The organism is Oceanobacillus sp. FSL K6-2867 (assembly GCF_037963145.1).
Taxonomy (GTDB): domain Bacteria; phylum Bacillota; class Bacilli; order Bacillales; family Amphibacillaceae; genus Oceanobacillus.
Map to the genome: position 1 here is coordinate 1,866,127 of NZ_CP150144.1, position 24,905 is coordinate 1,891,031.

The following is a 24,905-nucleotide window of genomic DNA, read 5'->3' on the forward strand; positions in this document are numbered from 1 at the left end:
AGCGTTTTTATTTTCAAGGTTTTTTATACACAAAATAGTGAGATATTTCAGGGCGCAATTCTGTTTTTGTAATTATTAAGAATCAAAAAGCAGATAGTAAGTTATTCCTATACTATCTGCATCATTTCCTACAAAAGCAGGTAAGCAACTATGGACCCTATGCCACCAAACATAAGTGCATAGGGCATATTATTCAAAGTAATTCGGTATGGATTCTGCCCAACGTTCATCGATGTTAACTGAACTACTAATCCATAAGAGCCAACTGTTAATGTAGAAACTGCACTTGTTGTTAAAACAATTGCAAGACTAATTGGATTCATTGTTTCAAGCAAAGTAGCGATTACACCACTTAATATTCCAATCGTCGCTATTGGATGGACACCGAACATACTCATAAAAATAAATATGAGCTGAATTACAACAAAAATAAAAAATGGATATTCGATGATAGCCAATACCGGCTGCTGGATAAATTCTAAAAATAATGTACCGCTAATACTATTTGCGAAGAAGGCCAATGTAATGAATAAAACAACAAAATTTTGCATCGTATTTGTTTTCTGCTTCCATGTTTTCCAGCCAATTACCCAAAAACTTCGCCCTCGCCTCATTAGCTGAGCCCAAACAAACGCAAAAGGGAAAATAAGAATTGTTACTGTAAAAATGAAATCAATATCAAATAGATTTCCTAACGTAATCACAAGCGTTAAAAACACAACAAGCGCAAACATTAAATGAATAATTTTTTTCGCAATCTCCTTCATGCTAACAGCTGAAGATTCAGGACTTTCATAAGTATATTTTTTATAATGATAACGCCCCCACAGTGAATCAAGCAGAAATGTAATACCTGCAATCAACAGAAGCCAAGGCAATAATGAAACATAGTCAGCACCCGTGGTGAAGATTGATACAGCCAATAAAATCTCTAATGGACTCCATAATAGTGCTAACGTATAGCCTCTAAGAGTTGCTGTACTAATAAATGAATTTCTTACCTTTTTAGATAAGGTGCGTAAGTTATCTTGCAGCACATCTTGAGAAATACTGGCGGCTGATAGATTTAAGAAAGCTGCTAATGTAAGGGTTGTAATCGATCCACGCGGGTAAAGCTTACCCAAATCAGCAACATTTACATTTAGCAGATTATTCAAGCTGCGATCAAACCGGCCACTTCTTACAACACTATTCATCCATGGCAGCATTGCTAAAAGAGTTAAAAGTGACATATTCGATGTAAGCAAGCCAGGGATCTCGATTAGTGATTGCTCTGATGCTGTAAATACCGTACCTCCAATTAAAATAAATGCTATCCCAAGTATTCTAAACAGATTAGATGCACCTATAAATGATATTACTAACATGAATAAAGCTAATATTCCGATGATGTAATTAAGGGTATCACTTTCAATAAACACATTAACGATATGTATGATAAAGACACTGGAATAAAAGATATATAAATGGCTAAATACTGAATAATGCTTCATTTTGCCCTCCCCACTGTTACTCTCCAAATTCAATTGAGCAACATTATATTTGTTTATACATCAAACAAATATATCATATATGTAAGCGCAAGCAATTTCAAGATTATTCATAAATAAGACTCATCAATAAAATTAAAAAGTCTTTACTCTTTCTATTTTTCTAGGTATTTATCAAGTGATATAAAATCAAATAGATCATATTTAGTTCTTAAGTAGTGAATAATTTTATTTATTTTTTAGAATATAAAGAAAATACATTGCTTATTAAAGCGCTTACAATTAATATGTATGTACGTTACTTAATTTGTTTACCAACCAAATATATATTCTGGTTGGCAGCATTATAATGAAAGTGCCTAATCAAAAAGAGTAACGTAACATGTTTTTATTACTATTTCGGGAGGTGTTCACGTAGATTGAAGCGTTGTTTAATTTACTTTAAAGGAAGGTGTAAAGATTACTGAGAGAGGATTTTCCAGTCCACTAGCAGGACAAAGAGTATATTCTAGCAAGTTACTTACTAATAAGTTTAAGGGAGGAAGATCAATTGAAGTTCAAATCAGCTTATTCAAGAAGTATTGTTTTCATGTTAATTATTGTATTTATTTCTTTTCCTATGAGCCAATATCCTACTATTGGGCACGCTGAACAAGAAACCCCCGTAGTTGAGACAAGAGTTAAAGAAACTATTGAAGTGGATGGCAAAGAATTTAGGGATTTGAATGCAAACGGAGAATTGGATTCTTATGAAGACTGGAGATTACCCGTTGAGGAACGTGTAGATGATTTATTGTCGAAAATGACGGTTGAAGAAAAGGCTGGATTAATGTTAATTTCGACATTTAATGACAATTCGAGTCGCATCGATCTGCAAGATAATCATTTGCGTTATTTTATCGTACGTGATGACCCAGAGCCAAGAGATTTGGCTGCTCGAAACAATGAATTTCAAGAACTTGGTGAGGCTTCCCGTTTGGGAATCCCAGTAGTGATGACTTCCAATCCTCGTAACCATGTGAATCCGAATCAGACGTATGGTCATGCAGAAGCAGGTGGGCAATTATCCACTTGGCCTGGAGAGCTTGGTCTTGCTGCAACACAGGATCCTGAAATCGCTCGACAGTTCGCTGAAATTGCTGCAAAGGAATGGCGTGCGGCTGGAATGCATAAAATCTATGGCTATATGGCAGATGTTCTGACAGAACCACGCTGGACAAGAACAGATGGTACATTTGGCGAAGACCCTGAGTTTGTATCTGACATGATTACTTCCATTGTGGAAGGTTTTCAAGGTAAGGAATTAGATGAAAATAGTGTTTCCCTAACAATTAAGCACTTCGCTGGTGGCGGCCCGCGCTTAAATGGGACAGACCCTCATCATGAATGGGGAAATACCAACGTATACCCAACAGAAGGCAGCTTGTATACGTATCATTTACCTTCATTCGTTGCTGCGATAGAAGCAGGTACAACTTCAATCATGCCGTATTATGCGAAACCAGTAAATGATGGAAGTGCTGTTCAATTACCAGAGCATCTCTGGCATTCAGAGGAAGAGCAATTTGAAGAGGTTGCTTTTGCTTACAATAAAGGATTACTTCAAGGATTGCTCCGTAATGAACTTGGATTTACAGGATATGTAAACTCTGATACAGGAATTATCAAAGATGGTGATCGCCCTTGGGGTGTCGAACATCTTACAGAGCCAGAGCGTTATGCAAAAGCGATTGATGCTGGAACAAATATCTTCTCTGGTGGTACAGATGTCGAACCATTACTCGAAGCAATTGATACTGGCCTAGTAGAAGAAGCAAGTATTGACCATTCCATTTCTTTCTTGCTTTCGGAGATGTATCAGCTTGGGTTATTTGAGAATCCATATGTCAATCCAGAACTAGCTCAGCAAATCGCTGATGACCCTGAATCACAAGCATTAGCAGATGAAGCACACCGTAAATCGATTGTGCTTTTGCGTAATGGAAATGAAGAAACAGGAACCGTACTGCCAATTACGGACAAGGAAGCAAAAGACATCAAGCTTTATGTAGAAGTTTTTGAAGAGGACGAAGAAGCTGCAATTGAATCGAGCAAGGGATTAGCAGACTCGATTGCGCTAGCAGATCCATCCATTGAAATTGTTGAATCTGTTGAAGAGGCAACACACGCGTATATTGCTGTAATGCCCGCCTTAAGCTGGAGAGAAGATGACACGGAAAACGATCCGCCATCTATTGAACTCATTAAAGATTCTGATACAGGAATTGACTCTGAACGTATTCTCGAGCTTCAAGAGGAAATCGAGACAACTATATTAGGTATAAATATGACAAACCCTTGGCTAATTAACGAAATCGAACCGGGGGCTGATGCAGTACTTGCAACTTTCAATACAACACCAGATGCTATTGTAGACGTCATACGAGGGAATTTTAATCCGACAGGTAAATTACCATTTACAGTACCTGCAGATATGGAAGCAGTTGAAAACAATGCATCCGATGTACCTGGCTATGCGGAAGCATTTGACTATGCCTACACCAATGCCGACGGTGACGATTATGCCCTAGGATTTGGCTTATCCTACGTAAGTGCTTCGCTTTTGATCGAAGAAATTAATCGTTTGGAAGAATCAGGAGCTTTCGCTAATCATGGTGCCGCTCGTTCACTGCAAGCTCAATTAAATCCGATAGTAAAATTCGAGAATCAAGGTAATGCTGCAAAGGTTGTTCAGCATCTAGAAAAGTTCAATAAAAAATTGAATCAACAATTTGATAAAGTCTTTATCACTGAAGAAGGTTATGAAAAGCTTTCTGCCTTTGCCGCTGAATTACTAGAAATCTGGAAATAGGAGTTATTTAACGTTCTATTTAAGCTCGAGTGTGCTTTATGCCATTCGAGCTTTTGTTTATTCCCTCAGACAATTAGAAATCTTGACATTCACCAAGCCTTTAGGGCGAATGCCTTAGTTACACTTATTTAGATAGAAAATTTTTATGCTTTCTTATCTACCAAAAATCCTTTCCGATAGAAGTGTAGATAAATACTTCCATCGCAAAGGATTTAATTTTATAGGTTTTCAGATCAAGATTTCATCCTATATTAAAAAATCGTTTTGCATTTTCATAGCAAATATTTCTAACATACGTTTCAAGCAAAGCCATATCTTTCGGAGCTTTACCTTTTTCGACCCAAGATCCTAATAAATTACATAAGATTCTGCGGAAATATTCATGTCTAGGGAAAGATAAAAAGCTTCTAGAATCTGTTAACATTCCTACAAAGTTACTGATAAGTCCTATATTCGCTAGTGTCTTCATTTGATCTTCCATGCCATCGATTGTGTCATTAAACCACCATGCAGTTCCAAATTGAACCTTCCCAGGAATTTCATCGGTCTGGAAGTTTCCCGCCATTGCCGCAAGAATATTATTATCACGCGAATTTAAGCTATATAATACTGTCTTTGGAAGCTTATTCTGAACATCCATCGCATCCAGCAAATTAGATAGTTTATCAGCAAGAAGGTTGTCACCGATTGAATCAAACCCGCTATCTGGACCTATTAGTTTAAACATTCTCGTACTGTTATTACGCAATGGGTTAATATGCAGCTGCATGACCCAGCTTTTATCAGCATACAGCTCGCCAAGCACGACTAATGTATAAGTCTTAAACTGTTCTACTTCTTTGGTAGATAGTGCTTCTCCATTTAAACGTTTTGCAAAAATTGCTGCCACTTCATCTTTTGTAGCCTTTTCATAAAAGATAACATTGATTCCATGATCCGAACTACGGCAGCCTTGCTCGTCGAAGTAATCGACACGATTTGATAAAGCATCTAAGAAAGCAACATAGTTATCGATCGACATATTTGTTGCTTTTTCTAGCTTTTCCACCCAAGATAAAAAGTCATCATTTTCAATACCCAATCCTTTATCCGGACGGAAAGAAGGTGATACTGTAACAGAGATATCCTCTTTAGCCAGCGCCTTATGTGCCTCTAAATCATCTGTTGGATCATCTGTTGTTCCAACAAACTCAACGTTTTTGTTTGTTAGTAAAGCTCTGGTTGCTAACTCTGGCGTCTGGAGCTTTGCATTCGCTTCTTCCCAAATTGCTGGTGCAGACTCTTCATTAAGCAGCTCATCAATGTCAAAATAGCGAAGCAACTCTAAATGTGTCCAATGGTATAAAGGGTTCCCCAATGTATTTGGCACAGTTTTTGACCAGGCAAGGAATTTCTCATAGTCACTTTTATTCCCAGTAATATAATCTTCAGCAATCCCATTTGCACGCATACCACGCCACTTATAATGGTCACCGCCTAACCACACTTGAGCTAAATTGGAATAATTTTTATTCTGCAGGATTTCATGTTGGTTTAGGTGATTATGGTAGTCAATAATCGGTAAATGCTTTGCGGTATTATGGAAAAGCTCACGCGCTGTCTCATTATAAAGCAAAAAATCGTCTGTTATAAACGTTTTCATTTCAAATCAACCTCTCATCATTTACGTATTCGTTCAATAATATACTATGGTTTTCTATCTATCCCCGCTTTATATTTGTTTAATAAACAAACAAATACACCTATATTATAATAGTATATGTAAACGCTTTATCTTTCAAGTATAAAGTATAAAGTATAAAATTTCTAAAGTTATTTAATATACCGAATCGATTAGGAACTTATTAAACCATTTTGCTTTTTAATTGTAAACTTATAATCTTTATGTTTCTAACTTACTGTGCTAATCCAGAAAAAGACTCCGGGATTCAATAATCCCAAAGCCTTTTCCAAAATCCCTTAAACAAACATACTCAACGCTAACACGAATACCAAACCACAGACAGAGATTAATGTCTCAAGCACTGTCCATGTTGCAAATGTTTCTTTCATCGTTAAACCAAAGGATTCCTTCACAATCCAGAATCCAGTATCGTTTACGTGAGAGGCAATAATACTGCCAGCACCAGTTGCGAGCACCATTAGCTCTACGTTTACATCTGTACCCACCATCATCGGCAGAACAAGACCTGCCGTTGTCAATGCAGCAACAGTAGCAGAACCTTGTGCAAGCCTGATTAAGGCAGCAATCAGCCAAGCTAGAATTAATGGTGAGATTGTACTTCCTTCAAAGATTTGTGCAACATAATCACCTACACCGCCATCAATTAATACTTGCTTTAGAGAGCCTCCGGCACCAAGGATTAATAACATCATACCAATAGCCGCAACTGAGTTCTCGGCAGACTTCATCAAGTCTTTCATTGGAATCTTTCTTGCTACACCCATTGTGTATACAGCAAGCAAAACGGAAATAAGCATAACTGTACTAGGCGAACCTATCATTGCAACAAAATCAAAGAAAGCATTATCTGTTTCTGAGTCTCTTAATAACGATACGATTGTTGAGATCGCCATCAGAATAACTGGGAATAATGCTGTAAACGCACTAATCGCAAAGCTTGGTGTATCTTCTAATTTAAATTGTTTGGCATCACCAATTGAAGCCATACTGCCTGTAGGCGTTTTCTCAAATGCTGATGGCGCGTATTTCCTTGCGATTTTTGTAAATAGCGGACCTGCGATAATAACAGTCGGAATAGCAATGATAAATCCATAAACCAATACCATCCCTACGTTTGCACCATATTCTTGGGCAATAACCGTTGGGCCCGGATGTGGCGGCAAGAACGCATGTGTAACAGATAGAGCTGTCGTCATTGGCAAGCCTAACCAAAGGAATGATTTATTAATTTGTTTAGAAATCTGATAAACAATTGGAATTAATAATACTAGACCAACTTCGAAAAATAATGCAATACCAAGAATGAATCCAGCTGCTACAACAGCCCATTGAATTCGCTTCTCTCCAAATTTATCAATTAACGTCATTGCGATACGCTGGGCACCGCCTGCATCTGCAATCAATTTTCCAAGAATTGCTCCAAGGCCAAATACTAATGCAATACCACCCAGTGTACCTCCCATTCCGGCTTCAATCGTTTTAACGATTTGGTCGACTGGCATACCTAGTGCCAATGCGATTAAGAATGACACAACAACTAATGAAATAAACGTATTCAAATTAAACTTCATAATTAAGATGAGCAATACAACAATACCCAGTCCAACAATTAATAATGGCATAACTTTCTCTCCCCTTATGTCTCACATAGATGTGTAATGAACCCGTTTTCATTATGGGCTTTAAAGGGCTTTAGCTGCTAATCGCTAAAGCCTTTATTTTTTATCATTCAAATTCAATAACTGCTTTTCTTACTTTATCCGGGTTTTTCTCCACAAATGCAAATGCCTCTTTTACTTGATCGACATGGAAACGATGGGTCACAAGGCCATTATGCGTTAATTTTTTCGAATTAATCAGCTCAACAACTTTCGCAAACTGATTTGTCTGCAGCCTTGAACCAGAGATTGTCAGTTCCTTTTTCGTAATGTGCATCATTGCAATTGAGGATGGAGTTGCATTGAACCCTAATGTAACGACATTGCCTGCAGGGGATGCTACTTCAACAGCTAATTCGAATGTTTGCGGGACACCAACTGCATCAATCACCACATTTGCACCTTCGCCGTTTGTAATTTCATTTATTTGATCGCTTACATCTACCTCAGATGGGTTAATCGTATAATCTGCTCCATTTTCTTTCGCAAATGCTAGACGTTCATTGGTAAAATCAGAAATGATAACAGTCGCACCACGGAGCTTAGCTAATTTTAAAACCGTAATGCCGATAGGACCAGCTCCTTGAATAAATACAGTTTGTCCTTCCTCGACATTTCCTCTCCAAGTAGCTTGCGCACCGATTGTATAAGGCTCTGCCATTACTGCCTCATCCCAGTCAATCTTAGAATCTACTTTATGAACCTGTCTATCTTCCAGAACAACAAATTCCCTCATGCCCCCATCTTCATGGACACCGAATACAGAGACTTCTTTACATACATTTGGTCTTCCGCTTTTACATGCATAGCATTCGCCACAATAGGTAATTGGCTCGATAACAACATGATCCCCAACCAATACTTTGGAAACTACAGAACCAACCTCAACAATTTCCCCTGTCACTTCATGTCCAACAATTCTTGGGTATGTTGCAAGTGGGTTAGTGCCATGGTAAATGTGCATATCCGAGCCACAAATTCCTACTCGCTTTATTTTTACTTTCACTTCGTTTTCCTTTTCAAGCTCTGGTACTGGAATATTCAAAATCTCAATAGTATGTGCTTCTGGAATTCTAATCGCTTTCATTGTTTCACCTCTAAAAGATATTATACAGTCAAAAAATTATCTATAGTTGCGTTAGTGTGAATATTTAATTTGCATACTAAACAAATTAATAACAATACCCATTGTAATTGTAAGCGTTTATAAAGACAAGTGTTTTTTTAGCGTCTATTTTCGAAAAAAACTGTAATTTACCTTGCCTGTTTTTTAGAAAATCAGCAATATTATTTAACAAAAAACTCTTATTAAAAAAGACCCTAAAGTGCTTTATTACAGCCTCTTTAAGGTCTCAAGCTTAAAAACGGGATATGTATTATAATAATTTATCAATCCCTTGTTTGCAGTTGACTCCAAACTTCCTCATAAACTCGCTTTAGTGGAATAGAATGGTCTTCTGCAATCTGTCTGCACTCTTCGTATTCTGGGGAGCTTTGAAATACTTCGCCATTCCGAATTCCTTGTTTTACCGTAACAGTTCCCCACTGTGTATCTACTTTCGTAAAGACACGTTCCATTCGATGGACGGTTAATGGGTAATAACGAATACCAAGTGTTGTTGTTTCCCGCAGTAATATTTCCTTCATCTCTTCAATTGCCTCTTCGCGGCAAAGCAGTTGCAATAATACGCCTGGTCGATTTTTTTTCATGTAAATGGGTGTGTAAAACACATCATTTGCACCAGCATTAAAGAGCATATCCATCACATATCCTAGCCATTCACCTGAAATATCATCTAAATTAACTTCCATTTTCATCATATGATTATCAATATGCTCTTTATTTGGAGGCCGATAGGAATTCATATCAATACACCTTCTTTGCCTTAAGCTTTATTCGCTAAACGATCAATCAGCACTGCATTATATGCACCACCAAAACCATTATCAATATTGACAACACTTACGCCGGATGAACAGCTATTTAACATGGAAAGCAATGCAGAGAGCCCATGGAAATTAGCTCCATAACCAATGCTCGTTGGAACAGCAATTAATGGATTAGAAACAAGACCTCCGACAACACTTGGAAGCGCGCCCTCCATCCCAGCTACTACAATGGTTACAGTTGCTTGCTGAATCGCTTCTAAATTATCTAGCAGGCGATGGATTCCCGCAACTCCTACATCATAAATACGTCTGACATTGCTTCCCATCACTTCAGCTGTTATTGCAGCCTCTTCTGCCACCCTTAAGTCGGATGTCCCTGCACAGACAACAGCAATGTATCCTTGGTCTCGGTTGGCAGGTGATACTTCACGTTTCCAATAAATTAACGCTGCAGTTTCATCATAATGAAGTTCTGGATGCACCTCTAAAATTGCACCCGCTTTTTCCTTTGCCACTCTCGTAACAAGTACATTATTACCCTTTGCTTTGATGGCGTGAATAATTGCTGTAATCTGTTCTACAGTCTTTCCTTCTCCATAAATTACTTCCGGAAAACCCTGCCTCTTCGGACGATGATGATCAACCTTAGCAAAACCCAGGTTTTCGTATGGAGAAAGTTGTTCCTTAGCTTGTTCGATACTGATTGTTCCATCTTGTAGTTGTTTTAAAATTTCATCCATCACGTTTCCTCGCCTTACTAATCCTGCTTATTGCTAGGACTTATTTAAACATTTTCTTATAGAAGCTGGAGACTGCCCCTTAACTAGGTAAATTTATATATTTAACACACTTTATATAAACTTCTAATTAATGTGCATTGAGAGATTGTGCGTATCCCCGCTTCGGAAACACACTTCGCTTTTCGCGGGTGACCCGACGCTCTTCGAACTCCGTTCTTCAGAGTCTCACTCTGGCCACGTATCCCGCAGAAGTCTTCGTGTGTTTCCTCCGCTAGAACTGGCTCACTGTCTACTATTAGTAGAATATACCTAACAAGATCGGTGCTCTAAACAGTCCGGGTGAGTGAAGGGCGGTGCCTCCTCGAAAATACGATGTAAATGCTGACGAAGCATTCCTTGTCCTGTGGGAACAGCACGTGTCTGAAGACTCACCGGAAGCGATCTTCTTCCGGAGAGGCTGAAGCCGTGCCCACGGAAAGCATCCGCCCGAAGCGATCCCGGACGGCAACTATTGCTCCGATTAAGCAAATAATCATTAGTTCGGAGCTTCTTTCCAATACGACATTAAAGCATCGTAGTTAACGAAAAACATTTAAGTAAAATACACCATTAAGTCACTAACCATTTTCTCATATTTTTCAAAGATTTTTAAGTAAATCTCATGATTATCTTTGTTTGTATGGATTACTTTCTCTGCAGGCATATTCTCTTTAATATCATCAAAGCTTGCTGCTTCACCAATAGCTACTAAAGCTGTCCATGCAGCTCCCCATGCAGCGTTATGATGTGTATCGGAAATATGGATGTCACTGCCGAAAATATCAGCAAGAATTTGTACCCAAAGCTCGGATTTGGATAGTCCACCATTCACACTGATTTTTTTCGATTCGCCTGCCATCTTCTCTAATGATTGACTGATTTGATAAATATTGAAAGCAATTCCTTCTAATACAGCACGTGTCATATGTTCCTTTTTATGCCCCATGCACAGCCCGAAGAAGTTTCCTTTTGCCTTTTGGTTCCAAAGTGGGGCACGCTCTCCATTTACATAAGGGAGGAAAATAATCCCCTCTGCTCCTGGTTCTATATCTTTTGCACCTTCAAGCAACTGATCATGTGTTCCCTTAAATTCAATGATATCCTTAAACCATTGCAGCGCAATTCCACCATTATTCGTTGGCCCGCCAATAATCGAACGCTCCTCTGAAAAAGCATACGTAAATGTTTCCATTACTTCATTTACTGGCGCACCTTGTACAAACTGTCGAATCGCACCACTCGTACCAACTGAAATATTTACTTCACCTGGTGCAGTTGCGCCACTTCCAAGATTAGCCAATTGTCCATCAGCCGCTCCAATCACAAATGGATGGTCTGGCGCGATTCCGATTTCAGCTGCAATTTGTGCATCAATTGTTGTGAAGGTTTCTGTTGGGGCTACAATTGCTGAAAGCTGTTCACGTTTAATGCCAGCTGCAGCTAAAGCAGTGCTATCCCAATCTAAATCCTTTACATTCATTAAACCAGTAGAAGATGCCATTGCATAATCGATGGCGCTTGTACCAAACCATTTTTGCAATAAATATTCCTTCATTGTCATGAAGTATGCTGCCTTTTCATAAGGCTCGTAGTTATTTTCACGCATCCATAACAGTTTCATCAATGGTGTCATTGGATGAATCGGTGTTCCAGTCCGAGCGTAGATTTCTTTTCCTTGTTCGGACTGCATAAGCGTTTCTGCTTGTTTGCTGCTTCTACCATCCGACCAAATAAGCATGTTGGATAATGGTTCAAGATGCTCGTTTATGCAAATAAGCGAATGCATTGCACAAGAAATTCCCGTTGCGAGCAACTCATCCTGATCAGCATTCGCTCTTTTTACAACCTGCTTCATCGCCGCTAAACAAGCAGCTTCTACTTCTTTCGGATTCTGTTCTGCCCAATCTGCTTGCGGGTAATACGTTTCAATCATTTCTTCTGCTTCTGCAATTAATTTCCCCTTCATATCAAAGACGACAGCTTTTGCGCTTGTCGTCCCAATATCCAGTCCAATTACTAATTTTCTTTTCAAAGCTATCTCATCCTTTACAGACGTAGTGAAGAAAGACTCCTAATATTAAGGAGCCCCTATCTCTTTAGATTGTCATGCTTCCGTAACCACCGTCAACACGGAGTAGAGATCCAGTTACAAAGCCTGATGCTTTATCGGATGCAAGGTAAATTGCTGCACCTTGCAGTTCTTCTGGTTCACCGAATCGCTCCATTGGTGTATGATTCATAATTGATTCAATTCGAGCCTCATCCAAAATTTTACGATTTTGTTCTGCAGGGAAGAAACCTGGAATAATTGCATTTACACGAATCCCATGTGGTGCAAATTCCTTCGCTAAATATTGTGTGACACTGTTTACCCCAGCCTTTGATGCTGAATACGTAAATACACGAGACAACGGTGTTGTCGATGATACAGATGAAATATTAATAATGCTACCTTTACGTTGCTGCTCAATCATACGCTTTGCAAAAATTTGTGTGGAAAACACAAGTCCTCGTAAGTTAACATCCATAATATCATCCCACTCATCTGTTTCAAGTTCAAGGAATGGGGTAGAGCTGTTTTTACCAGGTGCGTTTAAAACGATATCCCAGCCACCAGACCATGTTTCAATATCTTTTGCAGCTTTCTCTACGGATTCCAAATCACTGACATCTGCTTGAAAGGCTTTTGCCGATCCACCATCTGCCTCAATATCTTTTACAACTGCTTCAGCTTTTTCTAAATTACGACCAACAATTGCTACCGTTGCCCCGTGCGCAGCAAGTCCTTTTGCCATGGAAGCACCTAACGTACTGTTTCCACCGATTGCAACTGCGATTTTCCCTGTTAAGTCAAATAAATTACTCACTCTATAATTCCCCCTAATAAATAATGTATTAAAATAAGTTGCCTTCTTTATCAAAACCAAATTTGTACAAATCTGAAATCTGTTCCAAATTCTTATGCTCCTTCACATGTTCAAGGAATGCTTCAGATACTTCGATTTCACTTATTTCTAACGTATTTTTGATTCTAACTAATTTCACCTTTGTAAAATCAAGAATATTACATGTTTTAATAGCAGACTGAATTGCCATTTTATCATTTGGCAATGTTGTTGAAATATGTGTTGGTCCAACAACTGTAGAAGTTAATCCATTTGCATATGTTCCATGCTTATCCATCTTGTTTACTAGTCGCTCGGTTGTAAAATCTGCTGTACCTACCCCATTAGCGTTTCCTTCTGATTGTGGTGTTACATCTAGAACGACCATTTTGGATACATCTGGGCCACCATGAGCATATGGCGTCGGATATCTGCCAGTAATATTTGGGTCCATTCCGTCCCCACTTATGTTTTTACCAATCTCATCAATAATGAGCACATCGATTTCATCAAAGAAAAGCTTCGGCAGCAGCTGTTTGGAAAGCTTTTGCAGCTCTGTTTCTCTTGCTTCAATGTTCTCTGGACGAAGCACCTCTACTTTTGCAACTTTATCGAAGGGATTTTCAACGGTTGCTACAGCGAATACGATTGGCATTTTTTCCATCGTCATTCTAGCCATTGCAGGAACATGCTCAGCCATATGCTTAAAGCCCAACTGGTGACATGCTTCAGCACCTTTTTGTTTCCCAAGACCAATACTGATCATTTTCATGATGCCGCTTTCTACTGGCCCACGAAATGCTGTATGTGGCTTAACGCGATTAACGACTACGATGCCATCGGCTTGTGATGCAAGTTTATCAATGTACACCGGTAAGCCGTTCGGAAGCTCACCAATTTTTACTACTTCCATGGAAGAACGAATTTCTGCATTTACCGCTTCTTCTGTAACGCCTAAATGCTCTAGTACTGCCTTTTGCCCTTCCGCTGTCGCACCTCCATGACTACCCATGGATGGAACAATAAAAGGTTTTGCTCCCAAATCTTGCAGAAACTTAACTGTTACTGCAGTTAAATCAACAAGTCGATCCACCCCGCGGCTACCAACTGCAATAGCGATCTCCATGCCCGGTTTAACTGTGTCCTTAACCTTTTCTAACTGTGCCTGTAATGTTCCAACAACATCTTCTTCTTTTGTACGGTCAAACGTTTGCTTTACTTTTGCCAATTTCGGTACAGGAATATCCTGTAGCAGCTCCTGTAAAATGCCCATAAAACGATTCACTCCATTTCATTATAAAATTATCTATAACAAATAATTACATATTATATTTCCCTAGCAAGTAAAGGATAACCCTTTTTCGGGATGCTGTTTGAAAGCTTAGCATTGGCAGACCATTTGACTGGGTCTCTCCTCTGCATTTTTTGCATTACTTACTGCAAAAACCAATTTTGTAATCCCTTTCAAAATGCACTTCAATTAATTTGTTTACCAAACAAATTATATAAAAAGCATAACATGAAGGTTTTTGACAGTCAACTGATTAACTGATAGAAACCTTCATTTAGCTATTAATCACTCCGTTTGGCAGCAATAATCTCACGCCATTGTAAATCTCCCCGCTCTAGACCATGAATGAATACTTCAGCACTTCCCATATTGGTTGCTAGCGGAACAGCGTATACATCACAGAGACGCATTAGTGCTGAAACATCTGGCTCATGTGGTTGAGCAGTAAGTGGATCGCGAAAGAAAATAACCATATCCATTTTATTCTCCGCAATCATTGCACCGATTTGCTGGTCTCCACCAAGTGGTCCTGACTGAAATCGGTGAACCTCTAGTCCTGTGCTCTCGGCGATTCTTAATCCTGTCGTACCAGTTGCATAAAGCTCATGTTTTTCAAGACTATGTTTATAGGCTTGTGTAAACTGAACCATATCTGTTTTCTTTTTGTCATGAGCAATCAATGCAATTTTCATCATTATCCCCCATTTCTTATATTAATACCTCTCACCAATAATGGTTCGCAATACATTCGGATGATCTGGGAAGGTCTTGGTTCCCGCTCCATATCCAATTGCATCCACTTTGATTGTCGGCATATTGCCAAATTCCTCTGCTAAAACCGCAATTATCGCCGCTCCCGTTGGTGTTGTCAGTTCTGCTTTCAGCTCGCTGGCAGCGATTGGTATACCACGTAAAATCTCTAACGTAGCTGGTGCTGGTACTGGATATACGCCATGATCAATACGTATTTTCCCACTTCCAACCGGAACTGGAGCTGCTATCACCGAATCAATTTCCATCTGCTGGAGTAGAATAGCTGTGCCAACAATATCTATGATGGAATCTACTGCACCCACTTCATGGAAATGGACATCTTCTAGTGGCATCCCATGAATCCGTCCTTCTGCTTCACCTATTTTTTTGAAAATCTTTAATGCCGTTTCCTCTACTGGTTCTGGAAACTCCGCTCCTTTAATCAGTTTTACAATATCTTTATAGGAACGATGGTGATGCGCATGATGGTGATCATGATCATGTGCGTGATTATGATGATGGTGGTGTCCATCTTCGTTATGTGTGTGTTCATGGTGGTGATGCTGTTCAGCTTCATTATGTGCATGTTCATGGTGGTGATGCTGTTCAGCTTCATTATGTGCATGTTCATGGTGGTGATGCTGTTCAGCTTCATTATGTGCATGTGCATGTTCATGGTGGTGATGCTGTTCAGCTTCATTTAAAAGTACGACATCAAACTTCATGCTTTTGATACCGTTTTTAACGATCTTATTCCATTTTAACTGATATTCATCTTCCATGCCTAGCTTTTTCAATTCTCTCTCTAAATGAATCGGATCACCACCTGCATCAACTAATGATGAAATCGTCATATCTCCACTTACGCCAGAAAAACAATCAAAATATAGAATTTTCATTCCAAAATCTCCTTTTTTTGTTATAATTGATTTATTAACGGCTCACAAGATTTTTGAAAGCCTTTTCACACAAAGATAATAGTAGGGCAGATATCTATTTCTTTGCAGAATGTTATTATTTGTTTACTAAACAAATAATAACATGTTTTTATACATAATTCTCATTTCGTTATGACAAAGGGGGAAAACACCATGGTTACAGGCGATGGAGCTTACATCAAAAAAATAAACAGAAGCATCATTTTGCAAAAAATAATTGAACACGGTTTCGTATCCAGGGCAGAGCTTTCCAAGATTACTGGGCTGAATAAAGCAACAATTTCTGTTCAGGTTGTTGATTTACTGGATGAAAAGCTTGTGTGTGAAACACAGCAGGAACATAATGCTGTTGGGAGAAGGCCAATTATGCTTTCCATTAACGGGGACGCTGGTTATGTACTTGGAATTGACCTTGACTATATGGAAATCCAATACCGAATATCCGACCTTCAAGGGAAGGAAATCGAAACAAATACAGTAAAACTTGGCACAGAAAACTACGAAGAAATAGTAAACATTTTAATCAAACAGATTAAAAAATACAAGCAAAAATATGCCAACTGTCATTATGGATTGGTCCAGACTATAATAGGAGTTCATGGCACCGTAAACAATGATCAATCTATTCTTTTTGTTCCGAGATATCAATGGCGAAATAAAAATTTAAAATCAGATATAGAAAGTGAATTAGATGTCAATATTTCAATTGAAAATACTGCGAATCTCTCCGTTTATGCTGAAAGAGTGTACAAGCATCATCACAGCAATAATTTATTAGCCATTGTCCTTAGTTCTGGTATCGGTGCTGGAATCATGAACAATGGCAACCTTGTTAAAGGAAATGATGGTTATGCAGGAGAAATTGGACATATGATTATTTCTCCTTTTGGAAAGGCCTGCAAATGTGGCAATCATGGCTGTTGGGAGCTTTATGCAGCAGAACCGGCCGTGTTTTCAAGTCTCGCTGAAAAGCTTGACCGTCCAAACTTAACCCACAAGGATCTAAAACAGTTAATCGCAGAAAAGGATCCTACTACATGTGAGGAGATGAAAACATTTATCAGCTATGTTTCCATCGGACTTAATAACATGATTAATTCCTATAACCCAGAAACTATAGTGCTTAACAGTGAGCTATTGTATTTATTCCCGAATGCCATTGATGAAATTGAAAAAAATCTCCAATCTTCTGTAAGTGTTTATCGCCAAATTGTACTGTCTGACTTAGGCAGAAATGCAATTGTCCTAGGTGCATGTGCACTTGGCATTCAAAATTTCCTTGAAGTACAAGAAGTAACCTTTAAGAGCGGCGATTAATCTAGTTGAAGTTCATTGTCAGCAGATGGATACGTATATAAGTAGCGTGTGGAAATCTTTCAGGGTTTTCACACGCTATTTTATCCTCAGCATTTGATGTGCGATTAATTTCAATCAGAATACTACCTTTTACACCGTGATAGCCCCTCTCTCGGTCGATTTCCATCAGTATACTTCCTTTTTACGCCGGATAGCCTCTCTCTTGGTCGATTCCAATCAGAATATCGTTATTTTAGGATAGGATAAAGTTCTTATACACACTAAAAGTCCTTCATATTAAGTATGAAGGACTAAATAATTTCTTATTCATTTCAAGGTGTTCGGAAGATGCACAGCTTTATTAAAACCAGTTTGTATGGAATGTACCTTCTTTATCTTTGCGCTCATACGTATGGGCACCAAAGTAGTCACGCTGTGCTTGAATTAAGTTTGCTGGCAGGTCTGCTGTGCGATAGCTATCATAGTAAGCAACCGCACTAGAGAATGTTGGTACAGCAATTCCGTTTTGTACTGCTAAAGCAACAACTTCACGTAAGGCAGATTGATAGTTCTCCACAACTTCTTTAAAATATGGGTCTAGCATCAAGTTAGCTAGTTGCGGTTCACGATCGTATGCATCTTTAATCTTTTGCAGGAAGTTTGCACGGATAATACAGCCTCCACGCCAGATCATCGCAATATCACCATATTGAAGATCCCAGCCATTCTCTTCAGATGCTGCACGCATTTGTGCAAATCCTTGTGCATAGGAAACAATCTTACTCATATATAGTGCTTTACGAACCGCTTCGATTAGCTCTTTGCGATTACCTTCGTGTTTTTGTACGCTTGGACCAGATAGTTCACCACTAGCTTTTACACGCTCATCCTTCAAGGAAGAAATGAATCGTGCAAATACAGATTCCGTAATAAGTGGTAGTGGAACACCTAGATCCAACGCATTTTTACTTGTCCATTTTCCAGTTCCTTTTTGTCCCGCTTTATCCATGATGACATCTACTAGAGGCTTTCCTGTTTCGTCATCTGTTTTCGTAAAGATATCTGCAGTAATCTCAATTAGGTAACTGTCAAGCTCACCCTTGTTCCACTCTGTAAATACCTCATGCAGCTCCCCAGCATCCATGCCGAGTACATTTTTTAAAATATCATACGCCTCTGCGATTAATTGCATATCACCGTATTCAATTCCATTATGTACCATTTTCACGAAGTGCCCAGCACCATTTGGTCCAATGTATGTGACACATGGATCGCCATCCACTTTTGCAGAAATCGCTTCAAAGATAGGTGCAACAAGCTCATAAGCTTCCTTCTGTCCACCAGGCATCATGGAAGGTCCGTTAAGTGCTCCTTCTTCTCCGCCGGAAACTCCTGTTCCGATAAAGTGAATGCCTGTTTCATCAAGCATTTTATTGCGGCGCATCGTATCCTCAAACAAGGTGTTTCCGCCATCGATCAGGATATCGCCTTTTTCTAAGTAAGGTTGTAAAGATTCAATGGTTGCATCTGTTGCAGCTCCTGCTTTAACCATCAATAGAATTTTACGAGGCTTTTCTAAAGAATTCACAAACTCTTCAATGGTTTTCGCACCAACAAAATTCTTTCCTTGCGCTTCATTAGCCAGGAAGTCCTCTGTCTTTTCATAAGAACGGTTGAATACTGCTACAGAGTTTCCTCTGCTTTCAATATTTAATGCTAAATTTTTCCCCATTACCGCTAAACCGATAACACCAATTTGTTGTTGTGACATCTTAATACCATCCTTTATACCTTATTTTAAAAACATTACACAATATGCTCCAAACTTTTCTTAACACCCAGTCTCAGTCAGCTGTTATACCCTTTATATTATTGAAACTAGATATTAAACCGAGGTCCTCTATACACACTGGATGTCCGAAACACGAATATATTCTTATCATTTATATATTATACCATCTGTGCCGTCGAAACTAAACTACTTAGGCATTCATGGATTCGTTATATAATAGCAATCCACCAAAGCTTACAAGTTTGATGTAACCATACACGGAGACGATTGCAGATTGGAAAATTGCAATCATAATAATAACACTCAGAACACTAATAGTTTGTTTGATAGACAAACTATTAACAGCTCACATATTAATAATATATGTAACCGGTTTATTATTCAAGAAAAAGCTGTCCTATTTTCTGTAAATAATTCATTTAAGAAACGACACTTCCCAGGAGAATTCCGGAGAAGTGTCGATTTTACTATTGTCTTTTCTTCGTCTTTTTATTATTATGTCTCTCTTCCGCTGTTAATGGTTCATTAGCAAATTCATGGTCAAATTCAGTCGATAGCTTTTCTCTTACTGCATGTTTATCACTTACGACTTCACGTTGTTTATTCTTTTCCTTTTTGCTCACAGATAAACACCTCCATATTTCTATGGTTCCTCGTCTGGGAAGATAGTATGTATAATTAAAAATACTCCCCAGCATTATCCTGCGTGATCAAATATTATGGTTTCCTATAGACAGCCAGCAACGTTTATCACTTTTGCTAACGGCTAAATAAGTAACGAAGCGCATCACTTAAAACACTAGGAACAATTGACATATGGTTTTCCCCCATTGGAGATCGGAAGGCGACAGATTTCGGATTATTTACTTGCAGCCTTCGAAAAAGGTGGAAGGCATTCTCGTGCATATCCATTTTCTCCGTTCTTTCTGCAGCCATAAACAGATTTCGATCATGCATGAGAAAATCCTCTTGTTCCCTATTTAAAATCTCCTTGCCATTCCACCAAATGGATGGACTAAAGCAAATATAGTTCCGAAATAAATTGGGATGTTCAAACAACGTATTTAAAACAAATAACCCACCTAATGAATGGCCAAACAGTATTTGATTATTTGGATTAACAGGAGCTGACTGATATACAAATGGCTGAACAATCGTCTCTAAAAAATTGAGAAATACTTTTGCCCCACCATGCTTTGGCCATGATGCGCCATCTGGCTTGGGCGGGAGGGACGCAGCAGCTGATGCAGGTGTAAAATCATACACTCTTAAAGAAGGGAAAATATCATTTACAGCGTATCCTATACTAACGATAATCATCGGAGATACTCTCGTCTTCTCAGCGCGCCTGGACTGTATCTTTACAATCTCTCTACATAACGTTCCATATGCATTTCCATCCAAAACATATAAAACCGGGAAACCTTCTTTAGGAGCACAATCAGTTGGAATCGATATGCTTACTTGATAAGGTATATCAGATATCGGATGTCGAAATGTCTCTATCAGATCATGATTCATAGTGTATCCCCCCTTTTATCAAAATGTTACGCGGTACGTGCGGAACGCATTAATAAGTAAATGAAATATGGAACACCAATTATAGAAATGACTATCCCTACAGCCAATTCAGCGGGTGCAAAGATAGTTCGTCCAATCCAGTCTCCCACCACAACCAACAGCATGCCAGTCAGACCACTAATTGGCAATATGTATGGATATTGGATTCCTACCAAGCGTCTTGCTATATGCGGAGCAATCAGCCCAACAAAACCAATACTCCCAGAGACAATAACAGAGGAGCTGATTAATCCTACCGCTCCCAAAAGAAGCAAGAACCGGATTCGGTTTGCCCGTATTCCTAATCCAATGATAGTCACTTCATTAAGCTGTAAAAGATTCAACGTACGAGCCTTCCACAAAAAGAGCGGAACTACCAGGATAAACCACGGAATCATCGAATAAATTTGTTCCCAAGAAGCACTGTAAATACTTCCGGATAGCCAAACCGCAGCCATTTCAAAATCTTGTGGGTTCATTTTTAAGGATACAAAAAGAGTAAGTGCTCCAAATCCAGCATTCAGTGCGATCCCGACTAAAATCAACCGTCTCGGGTCAATTTCTCCTTGCTTCCTTGAAAACAAAAAGAGAAAGATGGCCGCCAGTATACCTCCAATCCAACCAAACAGGGACATACTAATGATAGACAGCTCGCTCATCCCAGTTACATTACTTTGGACGATAAGCATATAACAAACAACAGAAAACCCAACTGCAGCTTGTATTCCTAAAATGCCTGGATCTGCTAAGTAATTTTTTGTTACACCTTGTAAAACAGAACCTACCATTCCTAAAGCACATCCGACAAATGCACCAATCACAATACGGGGCAGTCTAAATTGATAAATAACAAGATGGTTTTCCCAGAGAGCATCAAGTCCCAGGAGAGTCTGAATGATCTCCAAATGCGTTAGATCAAATATGCCAGTTGCTAAACTCATATACATGATGAAAATGGTGAACACGATTCCCAGCAAAAATATCCGAATAAAACGGCGATTTTCCCTACGTTTATGCATGTTGTTTTCCTCCCTTTACTCGAATTAAATAAAGGAAGAACGGAACACCTACTAAGGCTGTTACGACGCCAATTGGAGTTTCGAATGGCGGATTGATTGCCCTGCTGATAATATCTGCCCAAGCTAAGAAAAACGCCCCTAGTATGCCAGCAAAAAAAATAATCCGTTTGTAATCTTCTCCTACAATAAAGCGGGCGATATGCGGGATAACCAGCCCAATAAATGTAATTTTCCCAACCATCGCTACCGAAATACCAGTAAGAATTGCTACGCTTAATATCGTTAGTAATTTCATCTTCATCAGTTTAATTCCCAGTCCTTGGGCGACTTCATCCCCTAAAGAGATTGCTGTAATTGCTTTACTAACCACCAATGCTAGAAGGATCCCGATGATTGCAATAGGAATTGACCATTTAATAACAAGCGGGTCAATTTGATGCAGCCTTGTGTTATACCAAAAACTAATATTCTGTGATACCTGAAAATATGTAGCAAGCGCCTGGGAAACGCCATTTAGGAACATACCAAGAATCGTCCCAATGATGGCCAAAGAAATGGGAGACAATCCATTGGGTATTAAACGAGCAACTCCAAACACAAATAATAGACCTAGAACAGACCCAATAAACGAAAAAATAATTAATGTCAATGGTGATGTGTTCGGCAAAAATATCATGCTCAGCGTAATAACAAAAACGGATCCATCTGAAACTCCCATAATACCAGGGGATGCGAGATAATTCCTCGTCATCCCCTGCATTAATGCACCTGAAATGGCTATAAATAGTCCGACTAACAGAGCCCCAATAACACGCGGAATACGGGACGTGCGAATAATCAGATGATCCATATTAGAAAGATCAGCATGGAAGACAGCCTCAAAAACAGTCGATATGTTATAGGTGTTCGCACCATACATAACCGAACACAATATTGTAACCACGAGACCAATTGGTATGCTAATCAGTAATAGAGTCGTTTTTTTTTGGATACTAGTCATGCACGTTACCCCTATTTCCTCCTGTAATCTCAATTACTCTGCAATGCTTTCACAAATTCACTTTTACTGTATGCAGATCCCCCTTCTAACAAGGAATCAACGATGTTTACATAGACTTGATCCTCTTTAAATGCGTCGATATTTTGGATAATCGAATTTTGTTTTAATTGCTCAAAGACTTGTTCATTCTCCTGTGTCCCTGTCTGCTGCACTTGCATGAAAATATGGTCAGGATTCATTTCCGCAAGCTGTTCGATCGATATTTCCTCTTGTGCTTTAGCGTTCTTTACTGCTTCTGGAGCATTTAATTCTAGCTCACTATACAAAATCGGATTGAAGAAGACGTTTTCTGGATAAATAAACATTTTGCCCGCCCGAACGCGAATTGCAACAACAGTTTTATCCTCAAAATCCCCTGATAGATCTGCCTTTGCTGTATCAACAAGTTGATCGTAATCACTCAGTAATGTTTCAGCTTCCTTCTCTTTTCCGCTTAACGCTCCCATTAACAGCAGATTATCCTCCCAATCAGTTGAAATATGGGAAACTAAAATGGTTGGAGCAATTTGTTCCAGCTTACTTACAACCTCTTCCGGAAATTTAGTTGTTCCTAAAATAACATCAGGTTTCAACTGTAATATTTTCTCAAAATTAGGCTCTTGCTTCTCCCCAATTGATTCTGCTTGCCCCATCGATTCCTTAAATACCTCTGGGAACTCTCCGCCAAGCGTAATAGCCCCTACAGGCTCAACATCCAATGCCGTAGCATCCTCCATCGCTTCCATTGCTCCAGTAATTACAATGCGCTCCACTTCGTTCGGAACCGTATACGTTTCTCCTAAATAGGTAATCTCCCTTACGTCCGATTCACTCGTTTCTCCCCCATTCACGGATGCTTCCGATTCCTTCGACGCGTCCCCTGTATTGCATCCGCCTAATGCAAGCAGACTAATAAATAGTAGAATACATAACCGTGTTTTTAGCTTCATATCGTAACGCTCCCTTTTTATTCATTTTGTAGTGAATCGTTATCCCAAATGCCTCCGGTAGAAAGTCGGGGATAATCCAGTTTCCTTTTTAAAAACCCTGCTAAAATAAAAATGGTCTCTGTAACCAATACTTTCGGCAATATGCGCAATTGATAGATTAGATGTACGAAGCAATAACTTCGCCTTCTGAATCCGCAAGTCGGTTAAATACATATTTGGGCTAACTCCCATTTGTCTCTCAAATAAAGACGATAGTCTCCTGCGGTCTATCTGAAAATGCTTTGCAACATGTAATATGGTAATCCCTTTCGGAAAAAATTGATGCATATACTGAATGATGACATCCATATTTTCCGCTTTATCTAAATCTCTCTTCTCACTTGCCACAATCATCTCTGCCAAAATCGTTAAAAATAATCGCTTCGATTGTAAAAATGCCAACCCACCGGGTATCAGGAAATTTTGCATAAGCTGATGAACCCGATTGTTTAACTTTATACTATCGCCAATCCGGATCATAAAATGCTCCATAAAAATTGGAAATCGATTCGCTGATTCATTAGAGAGTTCAAAGTGAATCACTGCATATTCAAAAATCTCATCATTTGCTACCGTACGCTTCATCTCCATATTGGGACCTACATGTAAAATGGAGCCTTGTTCAAGCTCATAAGTTAACCCATCAATCGAAAATTGTGCCGTTCCCCTTAAAGGAAATACCAACCCACTTAGTTTTTCATTCGTAAAAATTGTTCGGACTGAATTTGTATATGTAACCTTTTGCGTAATAATATCAACAAAGGATAATGGAGCTGCTGTATACAATTCTTTTATTTGCTCCATATTTGCCATATGACCAACTCCTTTCTTCAGATACAGGGAAACACAACGTGAATTCGATTAGAGTACGGAATGCAGCCGATCCGAAGATTTACATTTTGATTAAGCAATCCCTCTGTATACTTTTTCAAACAAGAAATGATAATGAGAATCATCCTCAATTAAAATAATAGCAAATTTCCGTTATTTG

At 38.9% G+C, this 24,905-nt stretch carries 21 protein-coding genes; 2 read left to right on the plus strand and 19 right to left on the minus strand.

The window, feature by feature from the left end; genetic code table 11:
• Window positions 1–128: 128 nt before the first annotated feature.
• Complete coding sequence (locus NSQ77_RS09250; RefSeq protein WP_339230502.1) at window positions 129–1,493, minus strand: hypothetical protein; 1,365 nt, start codon at window positions 1,491–1,493, stop codon at window positions 129–131.
• 547 nt (window positions 1,494–2,040) lie between these two features.
• Here NSQ77_RS09250 and NSQ77_RS09255 point away from each other — a divergent pair.
• A complete protein-coding gene (locus tag NSQ77_RS09255; protein ID WP_339230504.1) occupies window positions 2,041–4,341 on the plus strand; it encodes a glycoside hydrolase family 3 N-terminal domain-containing protein in 2,301 nt (766 codons plus the stop codon).
• 241 nt (window positions 4,342–4,582) lie between these two features.
• Here the strand turns inward: NSQ77_RS09255 and uxaC are convergent, their stop codons facing one another.
• The 10 genes from uxaC to NSQ77_RS09305 form a co-directional block, all read right to left on the minus strand.
• Window positions 4,583–5,983, minus strand: coding sequence for a glucuronate isomerase (gene uxaC, locus NSQ77_RS09260; RefSeq protein WP_339230505.1), 1,401 nt, complete (start codon window positions 5,981–5,983; stop codon window positions 4,583–4,585).
• A gap of 317 nt (window positions 5,984–6,300) precedes the next feature.
• Window positions 6,301–7,647: a gluconate:H+ symporter gene (locus NSQ77_RS09265; protein ID WP_339230506.1), complete on the minus strand. Its 1,347-nt coding sequence runs from the start codon at window positions 7,645–7,647 to the stop codon at window positions 6,301–6,303.
• Window positions 7,648–7,750: 103 nt separating this feature from the next.
• A complete protein-coding gene (locus tag NSQ77_RS09270) occupies window positions 7,751–8,770 on the minus strand; it encodes a zinc-binding alcohol dehydrogenase family protein (protein ID WP_339230508.1) in 1,020 nt (339 codons plus the stop codon).
• A 302-nt stretch (window positions 8,771–9,072) separates the two neighbouring features.
• Window positions 9,073–9,549 (minus strand): nickel insertion protein, encoded by a 477-nt coding sequence (larC, locus tag NSQ77_RS09275; RefSeq protein ID WP_339230509.1) that lies wholly within the window; start codon window positions 9,547–9,549, stop codon window positions 9,073–9,075.
• A gap of 20 nt (window positions 9,550–9,569) precedes the next feature.
• On the minus strand, window positions 9,570–10,316 hold the full coding sequence (larB, locus tag NSQ77_RS09280) for a nickel pincer cofactor biosynthesis protein LarB (protein ID WP_339230511.1): 747 nt from the start codon (window positions 10,314–10,316) through the stop codon (window positions 9,570–9,572).
• Window positions 10,317–10,905: 589 nt separating this feature from the next.
• Window positions 10,906–12,384 (minus strand): gluconokinase, encoded by a 1,479-nt coding sequence (locus NSQ77_RS09285; RefSeq protein ID WP_339230513.1) that lies wholly within the window; start codon window positions 12,382–12,384, stop codon window positions 10,906–10,908.
• A 64-nt stretch (window positions 12,385–12,448) separates the two neighbouring features.
• Window positions 12,449–13,219, minus strand: a complete 771-nt coding sequence (locus NSQ77_RS09290) for an SDR family oxidoreductase (RefSeq protein WP_339230514.1) — start codon at window positions 13,217–13,219, stop codon at window positions 12,449–12,451.
• 28 nt (window positions 13,220–13,247) lie between these two features.
• Window positions 13,248–14,510, minus strand: a complete 1,263-nt coding sequence (locus NSQ77_RS09295; RefSeq protein WP_339230516.1) for a lactate racemase domain-containing protein — start codon at window positions 14,508–14,510, stop codon at window positions 13,248–13,250.
• A 299-nt stretch (window positions 14,511–14,809) separates the two neighbouring features.
• Window positions 14,810–15,220, minus strand: a complete 411-nt coding sequence (gene mgsA, locus NSQ77_RS09300) for a methylglyoxal synthase (protein ID WP_339230518.1) — start codon at window positions 15,218–15,220, stop codon at window positions 14,810–14,812.
• Window positions 15,221–15,241: 21 nt separating this feature from the next.
• On the minus strand, window positions 15,242–16,180 hold the full coding sequence (locus NSQ77_RS09305; protein ID WP_339230520.1) for a LarC family nickel insertion protein: 939 nt from the start codon (window positions 16,178–16,180) through the stop codon (window positions 15,242–15,244).
• 192 nt (window positions 16,181–16,372) lie between these two features.
• Here NSQ77_RS09305 and NSQ77_RS09310 point away from each other — a divergent pair, with 192 nt between their 5' ends.
• Entirely contained in the window at window positions 16,373–17,536 is a 1,164-nt protein-coding gene (locus NSQ77_RS09310) for an ROK family protein (protein ID WP_339230522.1), read from the plus strand.
• Window position 17,537: 1 nt separating this feature from the next.
• Here the strand turns inward: NSQ77_RS09310 and NSQ77_RS09315 are convergent, their stop codons facing one another.
• The 8 genes from NSQ77_RS09315 to NSQ77_RS09350 form a co-directional block, all read right to left on the minus strand.
• Window positions 17,538–17,702 (minus strand): hypothetical protein, encoded by a 165-nt coding sequence (locus tag NSQ77_RS09315; RefSeq protein WP_339230523.1) that lies wholly within the window; start codon window positions 17,700–17,702, stop codon window positions 17,538–17,540.
• Window positions 17,703–17,876: 174 nt separating this feature from the next.
• Complete coding sequence (gndA, locus tag NSQ77_RS09320; RefSeq protein ID WP_339230525.1) at window positions 17,877–19,286, minus strand: NADP-dependent phosphogluconate dehydrogenase; 1,410 nt, start codon at window positions 19,284–19,286, stop codon at window positions 17,877–17,879.
• A gap of 488 nt (window positions 19,287–19,774) precedes the next feature.
• Window positions 19,775–19,930, minus strand: coding sequence for a small acid-soluble spore protein O (gene sspO, locus NSQ77_RS09325; protein WP_339230527.1), 156 nt, complete (start codon window positions 19,928–19,930; stop codon window positions 19,775–19,777).
• Window positions 19,931–20,066: 136 nt separating this feature from the next.
• A complete protein-coding gene (locus tag NSQ77_RS09330; RefSeq protein WP_339230529.1) occupies window positions 20,067–20,828 on the minus strand; it encodes an alpha/beta hydrolase-fold protein in 762 nt (253 codons plus the stop codon).
• 26 nt (window positions 20,829–20,854) lie between these two features.
• A complete protein-coding gene (locus tag NSQ77_RS09335) occupies window positions 20,855–21,886 on the minus strand; it encodes an iron ABC transporter permease (RefSeq protein WP_339230531.1) in 1,032 nt (343 codons plus the stop codon).
• Window positions 21,879–22,886: an iron ABC transporter permease gene (locus tag NSQ77_RS09340; RefSeq protein ID WP_339230533.1), complete on the minus strand. Its 1,008-nt coding sequence runs from the start codon at window positions 22,884–22,886 to the stop codon at window positions 21,879–21,881. The genes NSQ77_RS09335 and NSQ77_RS09340 overlap by 8 nt, the downstream gene beginning before the upstream one ends.
• Before the next feature lie 29 nt (window positions 22,887–22,915).
• A complete protein-coding gene (locus NSQ77_RS09345) occupies window positions 22,916–23,875 on the minus strand; it encodes an ABC transporter substrate-binding protein (protein ID WP_339230535.1) in 960 nt (319 codons plus the stop codon).
• A 39-nt stretch (window positions 23,876–23,914) separates the two neighbouring features.
• The gene (locus NSQ77_RS09350) at window positions 23,915–24,727 is read right to left on the minus strand and encodes a helix-turn-helix domain-containing protein (protein WP_339230537.1); all 813 of its coding nucleotides are present in this window, start codon (window positions 24,725–24,727) and stop codon (window positions 23,915–23,917) included.
• Window positions 24,728–24,905 lie beyond the last annotated feature (178 nt).

What these genes read in the sequence shown, in the direction of transcription:
- NSQ77_RS09250 (WP_339230502.1), bottom strand. Translation starts at nt 1,493, where the DNA reads ATGAAGCATTATTCAGTATTTAGCCATTTATATATCTTTTATTCCAGT.
- uxaC (WP_339230505.1), bottom strand. Translation starts at nt 5,983, where the DNA reads ATGAAAACGTTTATAACAGACGATTTTTTGCTTTATAATGAGACAGCG.
- NSQ77_RS09265 (WP_339230506.1), bottom strand. Translation starts at nt 7,647, where the DNA reads ATGCCATTATTAATTGTTGGACTGGGTATTGTTGTATTGCTCATCTTA.
- NSQ77_RS09270 (WP_339230508.1), bottom strand. Translation starts at nt 8,770, where the DNA reads ATGAAAGCGATTAGAATTCCAGAAGCACATACTATTGAGATTTTGAAT.
- larC (WP_339230509.1), bottom strand. Translation starts at nt 9,549, where the DNA reads ATGAATTCCTATCGGCCTCCAAATAAAGAGCATATTGATAATCATATG.
- NSQ77_RS09295 (WP_339230516.1), bottom strand. Translation starts at nt 14,510, where the DNA reads ATGGGCATTTTACAGGAGCTGCTACAGGATATTCCTGTACCGAAATTG.
- mgsA (WP_339230518.1), bottom strand. Translation starts at nt 15,220, where the DNA reads ATGAAAATTGCATTGATTGCTCATGACAAAAAGAAAACAGATATGGTT.
- NSQ77_RS09305 (WP_339230520.1), bottom strand. Translation starts at nt 16,180, where the DNA reads ATGAAAATTCTATATTTTGATTGTTTTTCTGGCGTAAGTGGAGATATG.
- NSQ77_RS09310 (WP_339230522.1), top strand. Translation starts at nt 16,373, where the DNA reads ATGGTTACAGGCGATGGAGCTTACATCAAAAAAATAAACAGAAGCATC.
- NSQ77_RS09315 (WP_339230523.1), bottom strand. Translation starts at nt 17,702, where the DNA reads ATGGAAATCGACCGAGAGAGGGGCTATCACGGTGTAAAAGGTAGTATT.
- gndA (WP_339230525.1), bottom strand. Translation starts at nt 19,286, where the DNA reads ATGTCACAACAACAAATTGGTGTTATCGGTTTAGCGGTAATGGGGAAA.
- NSQ77_RS09330 (WP_339230529.1), bottom strand. Translation starts at nt 20,828, where the DNA reads ATGAATCATGATCTGATAGAGACATTTCGACATCCGATATCTGATATA.
- NSQ77_RS09335 (WP_339230531.1), bottom strand. Translation starts at nt 21,886, where the DNA reads ATGCATAAACGTAGGGAAAATCGCCGTTTTATTCGGATATTTTTGCTG.
- NSQ77_RS09340 (WP_339230533.1), bottom strand. Translation starts at nt 22,886, where the DNA reads ATGACTAGTATCCAAAAAAAAACGACTCTATTACTGATTAGCATACCA.
- NSQ77_RS09345 (WP_339230535.1), bottom strand. Translation starts at nt 23,875, where the DNA reads ATGAAGCTAAAAACACGGTTATGTATTCTACTATTTATTAGTCTGCTT.
- NSQ77_RS09350 (WP_339230537.1), bottom strand. Translation starts at nt 24,727, where the DNA reads ATGGCAAATATGGAGCAAATAAAAGAATTGTATACAGCAGCTCCATTA.